Genomic DNA, 14,730 nt, shown 5'->3' on the forward strand with positions numbered 1-14,730 from the left:
TCCACTCGATGCACGCCACGGAACCCATCGTTCACACCGCCTCCATTGCAAGCACCCATCCCTGGTGCTCTGATTTCGTATCTCTCGCCGAGGGGGCGGCTCTTTCGAAAGGAGAAGGGCGATGCGCCAGAACGGGGTGGGGGTTTTCATTGGCCGGGCAGTTTCGCTTGCAGCGATGCTCATCCTGCTCGTCAGCGGCCCGGCTATCGCTTCTGCGGGAATGGAGAGTGCGGCGCTGCCTCATTCGGCAGCCCGCATCACCATCTTGTATGACGCCTTCAGCAAAAATGCGTCGATGCAAAAGGATTGGGGCTACGCGGCGCTGATCGAGGTGGCCGGCAAGCGAATACTGTTTGATACGGGTGGCGATCCGGACATTTTCGCCCACAATGTCAAGGCTGCCGGCGTTGACCTTACGAAGCTCGACTTCGTAGTGATGTCGCATCGTCATGGGGATCACGTCGGTGGTCTCACTTATCTGTTGAGCGTCAACCCCAAGGTCAAGATCTACGTGCCATCGGAAGGGCTCGGCACCGTGTTCGGGTCTGAAAAGCCCAGCAAGTTCTACCGAAAAGATGAAACGCTGCCCGCCGAGATGCGCTACTACGACGGCAACCCGCCGCCGGTGATACGGTTGGGCACGGCCTGGCCTGGCGCCCATTTCGAGCTGGTCGATAAGACCACGGAAATATCGCCGGGCATCACGCTGATCGCTCAGGTTTCCGACGTGCCAGGAACACGCGAACTGAAAGAGTTGTCGCTCGCGTTGAATACGCCGGAAGGGCTGATCCTCATCGTCGGCTGCTCACATCCCGGGATCGAAAACATCGTCGCGGAGGCTGCCAAGCTCAGTCCGCACATCCACCTTATTGTGGGTGGCTTCCATCTGGTGACTGCGACCGATCCCGATATCGCCCACGTTGTCACGGCGTTGCACGAGACTTACCACGTCGAATGGATTGCTCCGGGACATTGCACCGGCGAACCGACCTTCGCGGCGCTCAAGCGGGCCTTTGGCAAGCGCTATCTGTACGCAGGTCTGGGGACAGTGCTCGATCTTGGCGCGATCAGTCAGGCTGGGAACGTCGCCTGGGGCTTTGAAGACCACACCAGTTATCGCCGCCTGTTAGAACACAGCGACGACCGGCTTGCGCCAGTGACGCAGGCGACTCCGTTGGCATCGTCTACTCGATCCGACTAGCCTCGGTTCAGTCGGTCCGCAAGGGTGATACAAAAGGCGAGGGTGCGCTCACCTGCGCAACGCCCACTCTCGCCTACACCTTTTTCGCTATTTCCAGGGTCTATTCAGGGGGGCATACTCCCGCGGTCTCTTTTTCGGAGGGACGGAGATGTCGGCAAAAGTGCCTCCCGATTCACAGGCTGTACGCAGGCCGGCGGAGCGTGTCGCCGCTCCAGCCACCCAGGCAAGGGCGAAGCGTCTGTCGCCGACGCATGCATTGGCTTGGCTGCACCTCATTCCGGAGTCGTTCTTTCCGATTCGGTCCCGAAGCGATATGGCGGCCAAGATTTCGGCGGGTTTGCTTGGCGGCCCTTCGCCGGTAGCTCAACGAACTGGGCACACGCTGCCGGCTGCGGCGCAGCAGGCGCCTCGAAAGACATCAGGCGAGAGCTGACTTTCGACAAGCGAAGGAGACGTCCATGGGCCTCTGGTATCAGAACGGCTATACCGATCCCGTCTATATCGCGATCCTGTGGTTCGACTCGGGCTGCAATGTCGAGCCTTGGCGCAAGAGTGGTTGGTACGAAGTCGACCCCGGATCTTCGGTCGAGATCGTTGGCGCGAATCTGCAAACGATTCCGGATCCCAATTTTGCCTGGTTCGCCCAAGCCGATGGAGCGGATGGGCCGTGCTGGTCGGGTGACCCTGCGCATAACTGGTATGCGATCCCGCATAACGCCGCTTTCGATCAATGCTATACGGACAATAACGGCTGCAACGCGGCGTATCCATTCAACGCGGCAACGCTTAATCAGGCATCGCCCGATTGGACCATTGTTCTCCTGCAGCCTGGCGTTGCGGGGCAAGGCCACCAGGGCTGCTCCTACGGTATGGCCGGCTTACCGACTGCGCGTCGCCTGAACTTCACCGTGCCATCGCAACTCGAGTCCAACTGGTGCTGGGCAGCGGTTTCGACGGGCGTGGCCCATTACTACGACAGCAGCAGCACCGTCACTCAGTGCGAGGTCGTCAACAACCAACTCGGGCGAACCGATTGCTGCATGAACCCTGCTTCCAGCAACTGCAATGTCTATGGCTATCTCGATCAAGCACTGACCTTTGTCGGCCATCTCAAGTCCCAACAAGGCTCGGCAGCAACCTATGCCGCGACATCCGACGCGGTGAACGCAGGGACACCGCCCTGCATCCGCGTCACGTGGTCCGGTGGTGGTGCCCATTTCATTGGCGTTTTTGGCATTGAGCCGAACAATATGCTTTGGGTCACCGACCCCATTTACGGCCAATCGCTGGTCAGCTATGCAACGCTGACCGGTGGAACATATGAAGGCACCGGAACATGGGCTAACTCCTATTTCACGCAATGATGCGAGTGCAATGCCATGCCGATCGAAATGCTCGAGCCGCCACGACTTTCCATCACCGCGCTGGAGGCTGTGCTGCCTACACTCGCCGGCAACGCTGGAATCCTGCACCAGGCACCGCGATTTGCTGCCAGCCTTCTTGCCTCGCCACGAAGCCTGTCGCATCCGGCGCTGTCCTATCCGGTCTATGCACTTGGGATTGACCACATCGCGGCGGGCGCCGGTTTGAGCAAAGCAAAACTTGTAGCCTGGCGGCACGAGTTCTCTAGTGGTGACGAGGTGGTCGCTGCAGAGATCTCGGCGGGACGCAAGCCGCACTTCGCTGGGCTCAACGTGAACTCGAGCTTTCGCTCGGTGCAACACGAGCTGCGCTCGGCGGTCGAAACGGGCAGGGGGTTTGCTGACCGGACCTATCAGCCGAGGCTGCTGCAGATATCGGCGTTGGGAACTCGCGCGCTGTGGTTGAAATCGGCGGCGCGAACGCATCCTGACGTGGTCATCCCGCTTGCACCAGCGCAGTTCGGCCTGACCGCGAATCGGCACTACTCACCGGCTGAGTTCATCGAAGCGCTCCGATCGCCAGCCGAGGTCATTCTGCGGACTGATGCTCCCGGAAAGGGCGGCTGACTACCTGCGAGGTCGCAGTCTGATCTGTGAATGGGTCGGGTAACGCCCAGTGACACAGGTGCCGATGTTGTGCTCGCCGCAAAGCCGTGGACAGGGTACCCTGTCGGTCGCGCTCGCTAGTCCGCACGAACTGTGACGGATGGCTAGTGGACACACCTTGCCGGTGATCGCATGCTCCCTGCGATGGGTCGCGAGCCCCGATTTCGGCAAAGGATAGAGACATATGTCGAAGTTCACGATCCCATCGCAACGTGCCGCCTGTGAGTGCGGTGCCTGCCAGATGGAGGTCAGTGCTGGACCGGCCGCCCGCTTCATCTGCCATTGCAGAATTTGCCAGGCCTTCACCGGAAAGCCGTTCTCAGATGTGGTGATGATGCGCTCCAGGAACGTTGCCGTCAGGAGTGCCGAGAACATCGAGTTCAAGAAGTACCGGCTCCCTCCCAATACCCTGCGGGGAATCTGCAAGGAATGCGGCAAGCCGGCTATCGAACTTGGCGGCATCGGGCCGACGAAATTCGCCATCATTCCGACCCCGAATTTTTTTCAATTGGAATGGCTTCCGCCCGTAGCGATGCACATCTTCTACCACCGAAGGCAGGGGGACTCATCAGACCATCTGCCCAAGTACAGTGGCTACTTCCCTAGCGAACTAGCCGTCATTAAGCTTCTTTTTGAGATCTTTTAGAACTTCGCTGTGGATGGCAGTGATGGCTGGACAGCGTTCCGGCCCAATTTGGGCTATCGCGAAAGGTCCGCTCTGGGAGGGAAGCAATGGGATGGACTCCTCCCCGCCCTCGGCATCTAAGAGTGCCAGACTGGAGTTGCGAAGCCACCAGTCACAGCGAGGAGGAGTCCGCCATGAAGCTTACGCGCATGCGGGCGACATCGCCGAACAGGTTTTCCAGTTGCACGGCACCGACCGTTCCGAGCGAACGGTATGGCGTCGGCGCCTACCGCGCGACCGCTGGCTGCAGGCGCTTGGTAATGTCGCTGAGCCGGGCTGTGAGATCGGCATGGAGGCGTGCGGCGGCGCCCATCACTGGGCGCGCCAGCTGCAGGCGATGGGCTATGGCGTGAAGCTCATCGCGCCGCAGTTCGTGAAACCGCCCGACTGGCCTGGGCGCTTCTGCTTCATCAAAGCGACTATCAACCGGCCCGCGCGGCTGCCTGAAACAGACGTCCAAACACCTTCCATCCACGATTGCTAAGCCCACCGCACGATGGCAAACCGGTCGAACCGGCGCTTGCAAAACCCTCTAAGGTCGAAGTGCCCTTGAGTACGCGTAAGCGATTGGGAGCCAGCGCGCGACTAGCCCATCATGGCCCGACACCGCCACGCGGTGTGGTTGTTAGAGGCCGGATATACGTGTGCAGTCGATACGGACGCCAGAGCACGAGGGGCTTGCAATGGGGAGGTGTCCAAATACGGACCTTTCCACACGTTTGTAGTCGCGCTATTTGCGGCCTATCGACAGCTTTATGACGTCCCGAAACAGATCAATATCTTCCCGCGTGGCGAAGAATCGCTTCGGAACGATCTGGAACATTTGATCGGAGAGATACAGCAGGAAAACGTTTTTGCCTTCTTTCCATTTTAGGTAGTCACTCCAAGGCTTCGCGCTATAGCCCTGTTCGGTACGCGCCTCCATGCCGGAGTTCGTGACACACATACTGATTTCGTGCTGGAAATCCTTCCGTTGGGAATAGCTTCGACGGACCTTTATTGGAACCCAGACGAAGGCTGTGACAGCCAGGTACGCAAGGATGCCAGGCAAGATCCAAGCCGATGGATCCGTCAAAGATTGCCTTCGCGAAACGAACGATGCCGCCATGACGAAAGCCACCAGGGCAAGCAGAAAAATGCCCACCACCGCCAAAGAGCGTCTTGGCCGAACGTGAACCCACTGCGCCGCCATCAAGTCCTCGGCGGCGATTTTTCCCCTCAGCTCCACGGTCTCCCCCTGTCCTGATTGGTCTCGTCTGATCGTAGCGCTGGCGTTCTCTGATGTCTGCTCCGGGTCGAAACCAGAGCTTGCCATGGTCCATTGCGGCACAGCATCACCGCACGCTTGGCACGGTGACGCTGGAGGTGGGGGCGATCAAATGCATTTAACTACCTCCACCTCGTGCATCGTTGTATTTCTATATAGAGGCCAATGCCTCGTTCGTCTCTTGGGTGCTTGTGCGTTCTTTCCACTTTACGACGTTGACGCCCCTGATAAGCAGCCATAGGCAAAATGTTGTTTCGCCGATGAGTGCCGGGATCAGGATGGCTGGCGTGATCATGTTGGCGAAGGTCGGGGCAAGCAACGCGGCGAAGCAGGCGATCAGGTAGCACAGGCCGGCTAGTTGCATCAGTAGGCCGACCAGTCGGGGCAGGTAGCCCGATTTGAAAATCAAATAGCCATCCACCAGGCAGCTGAAGCCAAAGAATATCAAGGCGATATTGAATGCTATGTCATGGAAGACCAGCGAGAGATGGGCGAGGGCCTGTGCCTGGTGCGGTTCGAATGCTCCCGGGTGACTGGCGCTTGCCAGGATGGGCATGACTGCAAGAAGAAATAACTTGCTGACGGACTCGACGGACAGGGATACCAGCACCAAGAACACCGAGAGCAGAACGAGCTGCTTGCTCACTGGCCTCAGCAACAGATAGAAGATCCAGGCCTGCGCAACAGCGAATACCGGCACGAGCAGATTGCCGGCGACGCTGAGGTTCCATAAACCCGGCGAAGCCATGATGTTGTGGGCCGTGGCTGCAGCATCACCAGCCACAATCAGACTGTTCATTACGAACCCCTCGGCGAAGCCACCAAACACGATGATGAGCAGGTAAAGCAAGCCGCCCATTCGTGCGTATAGCTGTGGCGAGTTCTCGATCGTTGTCATTGGACTACTTCCTTGGTCGGCCGATCTGTCATTGCGTTCCTGTGCTTGTTCTGAACAGCGACGATGGCCACCATCAGGCACAAGAGCGTTGGGTTTTCGTCGGGAACGCGCGAACGGAGCATGTCTGCTTCGGCTCAGAAGCGGACCTCACGTTGGATCGTGCTCATGGTCACCAATAAGGGTGACAAATCCTTCTGCCCAGTGATCTTTATCCAGTTGGTATGCGCCAATGTAGAAGCCACCTTCCTCGTTGGTGACGCCCGGATCGATGACTTCGGGGTACTTGGAGAACCCCGGCTGACCCCGAAGGCGGTCCACCGACGCGTTGGCTGCGTCTAGCATGCGATAAACACCGATCATTTTTATGTCTTCCACGCCACCTGGAAGAGTGTGGTTGTGCGTTACGACGAACACAGGATCAACCATCACTTCCCCCGTTTAACGCAGGGCCCCGAACGATCCGAATTTCCCCATGTTCGCCCGGGTCGACAGCGGCTATTTGCGCAATATAGCCGAGAGACCTGGCCGCGGCCGGCGACCCGTCGCCTTTCAGGATTGGAAGGTGCTTGGCGCCCGCCGGAATCCATGTGCTGTCCCACCAGATTCAGCCATGTAGCATGTTCATGAACGCATCCCGCCTTGTGCGTCAGGTCACGCCAGCGAAACGCCGCGATGATGAAATGACAGCAAGCGACCGGGCGAATGGCGATCATCCTGTCCCAGGCAGGCGCAAGCCAGCTGTTGGCGATCAACCACATCGTGGTGTTGATGCCGGAGAACCGGTCTTTTGATCACATGCTGGGCTATCTCAACTTAGATAGCGGCAACGATTCGCCCACCGGGCAGCCTTTCGAAGGGCTGACGGGCAAGGAACCCGATCCCGGGGTCAGTGGCGGGGCACCGGTGACGGTGTTTCCCATCCAACTGGGTACGCCCGTACGTATTTCATGCTGGGTGCGGATCCTGGGGAAGGCTACGCGGCGACCAATTTGCAATTGTTTGGCAGCAACACACCGCTGGTGCTGTCGGTGGCCACCAATCAGGGTTTCGTCAGCAACCACGCCGCCGCGCTGACTCGAGAGGCCGGACTGAAGTGGCCGATGGTGCCGGGCACCATGGCGGCGGACATCTTTCGCCACGGATACCTGCGGGTACCGTGTTTCGCGTACCTGCGTACGGCATGCCGTTCGATCACACGTCCATTCTTCGCACCATCGAAAAGCGCTGGAATGTGCCTCCGCTGACGGCGCTCGACGCCGCGGCATCCGATGTGGCGGCGGAGCTGAGCCTGGCCACGCCACGCCACGCACGAGGGATCCGCTCGCTGGCGTTATCGTGCCGACGTCGAAGGGCATCAGCCCTGCAGCGGGTGTGCCGTCGCAACTGCAGCAGGTGTATGCCGAACTGGTCTTGAACCTGCCCGTGTCGGATGCGCCGCTCGAAGCCAAGCTGTCGCCGCCGGTGTTGCAAACGGAGGCGAACGTCGATCGCTATATCGACGAGCGGTTGGCCTAGTGGAAAGCGTGGAAGGCGACCCGCGCGCCCGCCTGACGGCCGCGTATGCATGACCTCTGTCCTAGGCGCGTGTACGTCATGCCTTGCTATAACTGCCGCGACAGGATTTCTCGTTTGAGCTCGCTGCCTCGGCGACACGCGCTGAGGCATCCACGACGGAGGTCGTGGGGGGCGGGCTCTCTTTGGCAGCAACACTTTGCATGACCATTTGGGGAGAGAGACCGCATGACCCGTTTGACGATACGGCCCTTGCTGGCGGCTTGCCTGCTTGCCTCCATGGGCTCGGCTATGGCTTCAGCCGACAACAGCCCCGGTAACAAGGGCATGCTCGGCTTCAGCGCCGATGGCGTCGCCGCGCAGCAAAGTCTTGAACAGCGTTTCGATGCGCTGCTCGATCCGGCCGACCAACGCGAATGGCTCAAGCAGATGTCGTCTGGCCCCAACCATGTGGGCTCGCCGCACGACAAGGCCAACGCGGAGTTCATGCTCGCCAAGTTCAAGGAATGGGGCTGGGATGCGCACATCGAGACGTTCAACGTGTTGTATCCCACGCCCAAGAAGATTGCGCTGGAACTCAAGGGGCCGCATCCGTACACCGCCAAGCTGAGCGAGCCGGAAGTGCAGGGCGACGCCACCTCGGGCATTCGCGACGGCGTGCTGCCGCCGTACAACGTGTATGGCGGCGATGGCGATGTCACTGCGCCTCTGGTCTACGTCAATTACGGCATGCCGGACGACTACAAGGAGTTGGAACGGCGCGGCATCGACGTGCGTGGCAAGATTGTCATCACCCGCTACGGCGGTGGCTGGCGCGGCCTGAAGCCAAAGCTGGCGCAGGAACACGGTGCGATTGGCTGCCTGATCTACTCCGACCCGCGCGATGACGGTTATGGCGAAGGCGACACCTACCCACAGGGCGGTTGGCGCCCGGAAGACGGCGTGCAGCGCGGCTCCGTGGCCGACATGCAGCAGTACCCCGGCGATCCGCTGACGCCAGGCGTCGGCTCCACCCCCAATGCCAAGCGGCTGGCCTTGAAGGATGCGAAAACCATCCTGAAGATTCCGGTGTTGCCGATTTCCTATGCGGATGCGACGCCGCTGCTGCAATCGTTGACCGGCCCGATGGCGCCGTCCAACTGGCGGGGCGCGTTGCCGCTGAGCTACCACGTGGGCCCGAGCAGCGCACCGGTGCACCTCACCGTGCAGTCAGACTGGGGACAGAAGCCGGTATACGACGTGATTGCGGTGCTCAAGGGTTCCACCGAGCCGGATCAGTGGATCGTGCGCGGCAATCATCACGACGGCTGGGTATTTGGTGCGTGGGATCCGCTCGCGGGCAACGTCGCGCTGATGGCGGAAGCCAAGGCTATCGGCACGCTCAGTAAGCAAGGTTGGCGCCCGCAGCGCACGTTGGTGTACGCAAGTTGGGATGGCGAGGAGGCCGGGCTGCTCGGTTCCACCGAATGGGCCGAGACGCATGCCGATGAGCTGAAGCGCAAGGCGGTGCTTTATCTCAACTCCGACACCAATGGTCGCGGCTTCCTCAACGCCGGCGGCAGTCATTCGCTGCAACACCTGGTGAATCAGGTGGCGGCTGGCGTGACCGATCCGGAGACGAAGGTGAGCGTGCTTGATCGCATGCGCGCCCGCGTCGTAGTAGAAGGCCATGCGAAGGGTGCCAAAGACGAGGCGAAGGAGTTCGCCAAGTTGGCAGCGGCAGGCGGCGATGTGCCGATTGAAGCGCTGGGTTCGGGGTCCGACTACAGCGCGTTCCTGGAACACCTTGGCATCGCCTCGCTTGACCTGGGTTTCAGTGGCGAGGACGAAAGCGACGGCATCTATCACTCGCGCTACGACTCGTTCGACCACTACGCCCGCTTCGGCGATCCCACGTTCGAGTACGGCGTGGCGCTTTCCAAGGTGGCCGGCCATGTCGTGCTGCGCACGGCCAATGCGGAGGTGTTGCCGCTACGTTTCGGCGACTTCAGCGACACCATGGGCCGTTACGTAGAGCAGCTGCATCAGCTGGTGGACGACACCCGAGAGGCTACGGAGACGCAGCACAAGTTGCTCGACCAGCATGCGTACGCCTTGGTGTCCGACCCGTCACGGCCGATTGCGCCGCCGATGCGTGACTCGGATATGTCCGAGATTAAGCTCGCACCGCTGGATGACGCCGCCAAGCGACTCAAGGCGAGCGCGCAAGCCTATGAGGCCGCCTACAACGAGCGTGCGGCTGCAGGGTTCCATTTCTCGACCTCGCAGCAGCAGCAAGTGAATGCACTGATGGCGAAGATGGAGCAATCCCTGGCTGATCGCTCTGGCCTGCCGGGGCGCCCATGGTTCCAGCACATGATCTACGCACCGGGCATGCTGACCGGCTACGGTGTGAAGACAGTGCCGGGCGTGCGTGAGGCATTGGAGGCACGTCGCTGGGATGAAGCTAACCACTATGCGCAGGCGACGGCGAAAACGCTGGATGGTTACAGCGCGCAACTCGATCAGTTGACGGCGATGCTGAAGAAGGCGTCGTGATGAAGAGGGTTTGACTACTGGTGAAGCGCCGCCACCTCAGTTTCGGCTGGGGTGGCGGTTCATAGGGATACACCCGAGTAAAGTCACTTCGCATACGTTCCTATGGCTCGTCATTCCCGTGAAAGCGGGAATCCAGTGCCTTGGCACTCACGGTAAGAAAGTCGCTGGCTGACTAGCTTCGCTGTTTTAAAGCGCCTCCCGCTTTCGCGGGAATGACGAGTTACCAAGTCAATGGCGAGAGCCGGCGTCTTCCGCCATCAAATACGCAACTTTACGTCGCTTCGGCAACTTCTTGATTTCCCACTCCGCACGAGACGCCGCGGCCCTATCTGCATAGGGCCGCGCGCCAATCATTCGCATGGGTGGATGCGACCGCGTGTATCGCGCACCTTTACCAGCCACATGGGCTTCATAACGCGCATCGAGATCGTTCGTGATGCCGGCGTAGTACGAACCATCCCGGCATTCAATCAGGTATAGCCACCACGTGTTCGGTGGTGGTGCGGTTTTCTCGCTGTTGGTCATGAATGGGGCGATGGCAGGTGCACTCGCCCCTAGTTTAGCGGGCGGCTGGCGTCAGCTTCGCCTTGGCGTAGAACGCCACGATCCAGCCGAACAGCAACATGGCCGCCAGGTTCGCGACAAAGCTGAACACGCTGAAGTGCGGGACCGCGTGTATGGCGGAAAGCGGCACCACCACGTAATTCATGACGAAGAAGACGATGGCGCCATAGGCCACACCCCAGATCGGCCACTGACGGGTGGTGCCGATGCGGCGACGCGTGGCCAGCACAAAGATCGCGGCAATGATCAACGACATGGCCCATTGCAGCACCAGGCCGAGTACCGCGTTGGAGACACCACCGGCCATCGATGGTTTGCCGAGCAGGCCGGCAGCGATGTACTTGAGGATGACCATCGGGTTGTAGCCACTGATCAGCGATGCCGCACCAACATCGATGGTACCGGCGACAAAGCCGCCCCAAAGCGTGGCGACAAGAGCGGGATGACGTGTTCCAGACATGACGTTCTCCATGAGGGCGCAGTGGTCCAACAGGAACTTAGCCGCGCCACTCTAATGGCCGGCCCAGCCTCAGGCGATATGACTTTTTGCAGGGGGTCAGACGTCCATCAAAGCATCGGCGGCGAATACGCCAGAGAACATGGAGGTGCTCACGCCAAAGCCGGGATAGGTGGTTTGTCCCGCCAGGTACAGGCCGTCGATGGGCGTCCGGTGCGGGAACTGCTGATCCGGCCTGGCCGCGGGTGACAGCCCGTAAACAGCGCCCTGATAGAGATGCCACTGGTTGGCGTAGTCGCGTGGGCTGATCAGTCGCGTCGTGGCAATATCCAGTGGCTGGTGTCGGCCGAGGGCCGCAATGCTGGCGTCGGCCAGGTCGGCCGTGAATGGTTCGGTCCAGCTCTCCATGGGCAGGCTTTCATCCACCGCGGCGAACATCTCCACGATGCTGCCTCCCGAAGGCGCCAGTTCGGGCATGGGCTGGGTGGGCACCGTGTAGTTGAACCAGCGCACGCCCTTGGGCTGTGGCGTGAGAAACAGCTGCTGCTCTTCGATCAGAGGAATGTGATTCACCGAATGGGCCGGCGGCAGCAGGCGATTGCGCAGGCCGAGCTGAATGCCCAGCGTGCGTTGCGACAAGGGTGCGCGTTGCACGCGACGCTGCATGGCTTGGGGAACCAGTGCGGGGTCGAGCAGTTGCGTGAAGGTGGTCATGCCGCCAGTGGTGGAGATGACGGCATCCGCAGCGATGACTTCACCCGTGTGGAGCGACAGCCCACGCACGCGTCCGCCTTCGATGCGGATGCGCGATACCGCCGCTCCGGTGCGCACCTCGCCGCCAAGACGGCGGAAGGTATGTTCCAGCACATCGCTGATGGCACCCATGCCGCCCTCAGGCAGATGCAGGCCATCCTGCAGCATCGACACCAGGCCGAAGATCTGAAAGATCGGGGTGCGCTCAACCGGCAGCCCGGTATACAGCGTCACCGCAGCGACTGCAGCGCGCGCCTCGGGATCGCTGAAGCTGCGGCGCAGCTCATTGGCCAGCGTGCCGCGCAACTTGGGCAAATGCCGCCACGCCTTGATCAGCACGCGTGAAAGCGACATCGGCTGGGTAAGCAGGTCATTGGCGAAGATCTTGAGCAGCGGATTCCATCGGGCCACACAACGTTCGACTTCACCTTGCAGCGTGGCCGTGCGTGCTTCGCCGTTCTTGCCTTCGATACGCACGTGATGCCGGTCGCTGAGTGTGACCAAGGTGTCGTCCGGCAGCACTGACGCTTGCGGTGTCGCTATGCGGCGCAGTGGCAAGGTGGTGGCGCGATCGATACCAAGACGGGCAAAGGCATGATCGAGTAGTTCAGGCACGGCGAGGAACATGGCACCGTTGTTGAAACGGTATCCATCAATCACCGTGGTGGAACAGCAGCCACCCAACGTATCGCGTGCTTCAAACAAGCTCACGCGCACGCCCTGGCTGACCAGCCGAATAGCGGCCGCAAGCCCGGCCACACCGCCGCCGATAATGGCGACATGCTTGGGTTTCATCCATGGACTCCGTGGGGTGGGGACGTCACACCTTAATGCATAGAAGGTGACGATAGTCGTCACGCGTTCTGCCGGCAGATGGCCGATGCCGTTACCATCGCAGGCATGCTCTTTTCCGACATCCACGCAGGCCCCGCTGAAACGCTGGTGGCCGAACTGCGCGATTACCCTGAGTGGCATCGGGGGCGCGAGCGCTATGGCGTGTGGTTGGTACCGGTCGACGATGCGGCACTACTGACCTATATCGAGCAAGCACGGCACCAACTGGCAGACCTGCTGCATCCGAGCCCGCTACGTCAGCCACACCTCACGGTATTCGTTTGCGGTTTTCATCAGCAGCAACGCGTGGCCGACGATGATTTTCCACCGGAGTGTTTGCAGCAACAGTTGAGTTTGCTTAAACGTGACGTGGGGGCGTCTTTGACGCTGCCGCTGGCGGCGCCAGACAGTTTCGCCAGTGCGGCTTTCATTCCGGTGGGCGATCCGCAGGGCGGCCTGGCGCACTGGCGCAAGCTGCTGGGGCAGGTGAGTACCGAAGTGCGTCAATCACCCTATGTGCCGCATATCACGTTGGGCCTGTATCGGCGCAATGTAGGTGCAGAGGTGGTGCGTGAGCGGCTGCGTGCGATCAAAGCGCCGGCCCTGTCGTTTTCAGTCACGCAATTGCATTACGCCACATATGATTCGCGTAGCCAGTTTGGTCCCTTGCGGAGTCACCACCAGCTGGCGTTGGGTGCGCGTGCTGTGCCTGACCAGATTTACGTCAGCATCGTATAAGCGCGAAAGGGCAAGTGCGTGGCGCCGGCTTCCTCGACGATGGGTTCTGCGATGGACAACAGCTCCTTGTCGCAGTCGATGACCACAAGGATATGGCCAGACGCGATCTCGCCCTTGAAGCGGCGATGGATTACGTCGGGCACTTCAGAGCCGACCAGTGCGCCAGTCCAACCGCCGACCGCTGCCGCGGCAAGCGCCATGGCACCTGCACCCGTCAGGGTGACACCCAGGGGTGGAATGGCAGTGGCTACCAGCCCAAGCACGATCGCGGCTCCGCCGCCACATGCCGCGCCACGCATGGCTGCGGGATAAAAGTCGGTACAACCGGCGAGCAGATGATCGGGAATGGCGTCATGCTCGATGTCTTCGCGAGCGATCAGGGCGATGTCGTCGTCGGGAATGCCCGCTTGCAGCGCTGCCTCCATGGCCGCGTGGGCAGAGTCGAGGTCGGGCGTGCTGAACACGGTGCGGATTTTCATGATGTGCTCCTGCCATGGCGACACGTGGCGCTGGTACCTGCGATGCATGGTGGCGCGACGGTGAATACGCGACAGGGGCTACATGGTTCATGCGGTGGGTCACTGGCCACCTGCCTGAGTACAAGATACTCCCACACGGGGCGGCCGTGCGGGAGCATGGCGATCAAAACCGATCAGTTCGCGTCGAGGAAATTGATCTTTTCCAACCCTTGCCGCTTGGCGTCGGCCATCACGCTTGCCACCACCTGATAGGTCACACCATCGGCCGGGTCGATCAGCAGACTGGGCGCCACTTTCTGGTGAGCCGCCAGCATCAGTTGCGTGGTGAGTGTTGGCGTGTCGATGGGCACGTCATTCCAGTACATCGAGCCATCGGCGTGGATGGCCAGATGCACCGTTCCCGGCGGTGTCAGTTCATCTTTGAAGCTGTGCTGCGGCAGGTCGAGCTTCAGCTTATGGGTGAGTACCGGTGACGTGATCATGGTGATCACCAACAGCACCAGCAACACATCCACCAGTGGCGTGACGTTGATCTGGGCGAGAGGCGCATCCGAAACACGTGCAGAGAAAGCCATGGTTCTTCCTCCTGACGGCGTGATGTGGCATCGATGTGGAGCGCCGGGCGTGGGGACGCACCGGCAGCTCCAGCTTATAACGGTGCTGAGGGCCCGTACCAGTCACCCATCAAGGTTGCGTCTAGACCCTCAGCTCAGCGGGCAGTGGTATGCCTGGGTTGCCAGTCGTGCGTGCGGGCACTAGCTTGCCGTTGACGCAGAG

17 protein-coding genes are annotated in these 14,730 nt (G+C 60.6%); 9 read left to right on the top strand and 8 right to left on the bottom strand.

Features of this window, described 5'->3' with window-relative positions; translation table 11 throughout:
* Nucleotides 1-121: 121 nt before the first annotated feature.
* The 5 genes from AC0GUR_RS01940 to AC0GUR_RS01960 all read left to right on the top strand — a co-directional run bounded on the left by AC0GUR_RS01940 (nucleotide 122) and on the right by AC0GUR_RS01960 (nucleotide 4,397).
* Nucleotides 122-1,201 (top strand): MBL fold metallo-hydrolase, encoded by a 1,080-nt coding sequence (locus AC0GUR_RS01940; protein WP_472875777.1) that lies wholly within the window; start codon nucleotides 122-124, stop codon nucleotides 1,199-1,201.
* 458 nt (nucleotides 1,202-1,659) lie between these two features.
* Complete coding sequence (locus AC0GUR_RS01945) at nucleotides 1,660-2,565, top strand: papain-like cysteine protease family protein (protein ID WP_472875778.1); 906 nt, start codon at nucleotides 1,660-1,662, stop codon at nucleotides 2,563-2,565.
* A gap of 15 nt (nucleotides 2,566-2,580) precedes the next feature.
* Entirely contained in the window at nucleotides 2,581-3,189 is a 609-nt protein-coding gene (locus AC0GUR_RS01950; RefSeq protein WP_472875779.1) for a hypothetical protein, read from the top strand.
* Between the two features lie 223 nt (nucleotides 3,190-3,412).
* Entirely contained in the window at nucleotides 3,413-3,874 is a 462-nt protein-coding gene (locus AC0GUR_RS01955) for a GFA family protein (protein WP_472875780.1), read from the top strand.
* Between the two features lie 91 nt (nucleotides 3,875-3,965).
* A complete protein-coding gene (locus AC0GUR_RS01960; RefSeq protein ID WP_472875781.1) occupies nucleotides 3,966-4,397 on the top strand; it encodes a hypothetical protein in 432 nt (143 codons plus the stop codon).
* A 246-nt stretch (nucleotides 4,398-4,643) separates the two neighbouring features.
* Here AC0GUR_RS01960 and AC0GUR_RS01965 read toward each other — a convergent pair whose 3' ends face one another.
* From AC0GUR_RS01965 to AC0GUR_RS01975, 3 genes are all read right to left on the bottom strand, one after another.
* Nucleotides 4,644-5,228, bottom strand: a complete 585-nt coding sequence (locus tag AC0GUR_RS01965) for a YcxB family protein (RefSeq protein ID WP_472875782.1) — start codon at nucleotides 5,226-5,228, stop codon at nucleotides 4,644-4,646.
* Between the two features lie 103 nt (nucleotides 5,229-5,331).
* Complete coding sequence (locus AC0GUR_RS01970; RefSeq protein ID WP_472875783.1) at nucleotides 5,332-6,078, bottom strand: DUF4386 domain-containing protein; 747 nt, start codon at nucleotides 6,076-6,078, stop codon at nucleotides 5,332-5,334.
* 147 nt (nucleotides 6,079-6,225) lie between these two features.
* Entirely contained in the window at nucleotides 6,226-6,504 is a 279-nt protein-coding gene (locus tag AC0GUR_RS01975) for a hypothetical protein (protein WP_472875784.1), read from the bottom strand.
* Between the two features lie 276 nt (nucleotides 6,505-6,780).
* On the opposite strand from AC0GUR_RS01975, the gene AC0GUR_RS01980 reads away from it, so the two are divergent.
* The 3 genes from AC0GUR_RS01980 to AC0GUR_RS01990 all read left to right on the top strand — a co-directional run bounded on the left by AC0GUR_RS01980 (nucleotide 6,781) and on the right by AC0GUR_RS01990 (nucleotide 10,128).
* On the top strand, nucleotides 6,781-7,152 hold the full coding sequence (locus AC0GUR_RS01980) for an alkaline phosphatase family protein (RefSeq protein ID WP_472875785.1): 372 nt from the start codon (nucleotides 6,781-6,783) through the stop codon (nucleotides 7,150-7,152).
* 261 nt (nucleotides 7,153-7,413) lie between these two features.
* Nucleotides 7,414-7,593 (top strand): hypothetical protein, encoded by a 180-nt coding sequence (locus AC0GUR_RS01985; protein WP_472875786.1) that lies wholly within the window; start codon nucleotides 7,414-7,416, stop codon nucleotides 7,591-7,593.
* 225 nt (nucleotides 7,594-7,818) lie between these two features.
* Nucleotides 7,819-10,128, top strand: coding sequence for a transferrin receptor-like dimerization domain-containing protein (locus tag AC0GUR_RS01990; RefSeq protein WP_472875787.1), 2,310 nt, complete (start codon nucleotides 7,819-7,821; stop codon nucleotides 10,126-10,128).
* A gap of 228 nt (nucleotides 10,129-10,356) precedes the next feature.
* Here AC0GUR_RS01990 and AC0GUR_RS01995 read toward each other — a convergent pair whose 3' ends face one another.
* The 3 genes from AC0GUR_RS01995 to AC0GUR_RS02005 form a co-directional block, all read right to left on the bottom strand.
* Nucleotides 10,357-10,653: a GIY-YIG nuclease family protein gene (locus AC0GUR_RS01995; RefSeq protein WP_472875788.1), complete on the bottom strand. Its 297-nt coding sequence runs from the start codon at nucleotides 10,651-10,653 to the stop codon at nucleotides 10,357-10,359.
* A 34-nt stretch (nucleotides 10,654-10,687) separates the two neighbouring features.
* Nucleotides 10,688-11,152, bottom strand: coding sequence for a hypothetical protein (locus AC0GUR_RS02000; protein ID WP_472875789.1), 465 nt, complete (start codon nucleotides 11,150-11,152; stop codon nucleotides 10,688-10,690).
* A 96-nt stretch (nucleotides 11,153-11,248) separates the two neighbouring features.
* Nucleotides 11,249-12,697: a phytoene desaturase family protein gene (locus tag AC0GUR_RS02005; protein ID WP_472875790.1), complete on the bottom strand. Its 1,449-nt coding sequence runs from the start codon at nucleotides 12,695-12,697 to the stop codon at nucleotides 11,249-11,251.
* 78 nt (nucleotides 12,698-12,775) lie between these two features.
* Here AC0GUR_RS02005 and AC0GUR_RS02010 point away from each other — a divergent pair, with 78 nt between their 5' ends.
* Nucleotides 12,776-13,474 carry a 2'-5' RNA ligase family protein gene (locus AC0GUR_RS02010; RefSeq protein WP_472875791.1) on the top strand — a complete coding sequence of 233 codons (699 nt, stop codon included), beginning with the start codon at nucleotides 12,776-12,778 and terminating at the stop codon, nucleotides 13,472-13,474.
* Here the strand turns inward: AC0GUR_RS02010 and AC0GUR_RS02015 are convergent.
* Together AC0GUR_RS02015 and AC0GUR_RS02020 are read right to left on the bottom strand one after the other, a co-directional pair.
* A complete protein-coding gene (locus AC0GUR_RS02015; RefSeq protein WP_472875792.1) occupies nucleotides 13,456-13,953 on the bottom strand; it encodes a hypothetical protein in 498 nt (165 codons plus the stop codon). The genes AC0GUR_RS02010 and AC0GUR_RS02015 overlap by 19 nt on opposite strands.
* 173 nt (nucleotides 13,954-14,126) lie before the next feature.
* Entirely contained in the window at nucleotides 14,127-14,528 is a 402-nt protein-coding gene (locus tag AC0GUR_RS02020) for an ExbD/TolR family protein (protein WP_472875793.1), read from the bottom strand.
* Nucleotides 14,529-14,730: the final 202 nt, after the last annotated feature.

The sequence above is a fragment of the Dyella sp. PARNA 12/25 genome (genome assembly GCF_055702865.1).

Bases quoted from the DNA above. Each gene is read 5' to 3' on its own strand.
- AC0GUR_RS02020 (WP_472875793.1), bottom strand. From the start codon at position 14,528: ATGGCTTTCTCTGCACGTGTTTCGGATGCGCCTCTCGCCCAGATCAAC.
- AC0GUR_RS02000 (WP_472875789.1), bottom strand. From the start codon at position 11,152: ATGTCTGGAACACGTCATCCCGCTCTTGTCGCCACGCTTTGGGGCGGC.
- AC0GUR_RS01955 (WP_472875780.1), top strand. From the start codon at position 3,413: ATGTCGAAGTTCACGATCCCATCGCAACGTGCCGCCTGTGAGTGCGGT.
- AC0GUR_RS01980 (WP_472875785.1), top strand. From the start codon at position 6,781: ATGGCGATCATCCTGTCCCAGGCAGGCGCAAGCCAGCTGTTGGCGATC.
- AC0GUR_RS01975 (WP_472875784.1), bottom strand. From the start codon at position 6,504: ATGGTTGATCCTGTGTTCGTCGTAACGCACAACCACACTCTTCCAGGT.
- AC0GUR_RS02010 (WP_472875791.1), top strand. From the start codon at position 12,776: ATGGCCGATGCCGTTACCATCGCAGGCATGCTCTTTTCCGACATCCAC.
- AC0GUR_RS01990 (WP_472875787.1), top strand. From the start codon at position 7,819: ATGACCCGTTTGACGATACGGCCCTTGCTGGCGGCTTGCCTGCTTGCC.
- AC0GUR_RS02015 (WP_472875792.1), bottom strand. From the start codon at position 13,953: ATGAAAATCCGCACCGTGTTCAGCACGCCCGACCTCGACTCTGCCCAC.
- AC0GUR_RS01945 (WP_472875778.1), top strand. From the start codon at position 1,660: ATGGGCCTCTGGTATCAGAACGGCTATACCGATCCCGTCTATATCGCG.
- AC0GUR_RS01940 (WP_472875777.1), top strand. From the start codon at position 122: ATGCGCCAGAACGGGGTGGGGGTTTTCATTGGCCGGGCAGTTTCGCTT.
- AC0GUR_RS01960 (WP_472875781.1), top strand. From the start codon at position 3,966: ATGGACTCCTCCCCGCCCTCGGCATCTAAGAGTGCCAGACTGGAGTTG.
- AC0GUR_RS01950 (WP_472875779.1), top strand. From the start codon at position 2,581: ATGCCGATCGAAATGCTCGAGCCGCCACGACTTTCCATCACCGCGCTG.
- AC0GUR_RS01965 (WP_472875782.1), bottom strand. From the start codon at position 5,228: ATGGCAAGCTCTGGTTTCGACCCGGAGCAGACATCAGAGAACGCCAGC.
- AC0GUR_RS01995 (WP_472875788.1), bottom strand. From the start codon at position 10,653: ATGACCAACAGCGAGAAAACCGCACCACCACCGAACACGTGGTGGCTA.
- AC0GUR_RS01970 (WP_472875783.1), bottom strand. From the start codon at position 6,078: ATGACAACGATCGAGAACTCGCCACAGCTATACGCACGAATGGGCGGC.
- AC0GUR_RS02005 (WP_472875790.1), bottom strand. From the start codon at position 12,697: ATGAAACCCAAGCATGTCGCCATTATCGGCGGCGGTGTGGCCGGGCTT.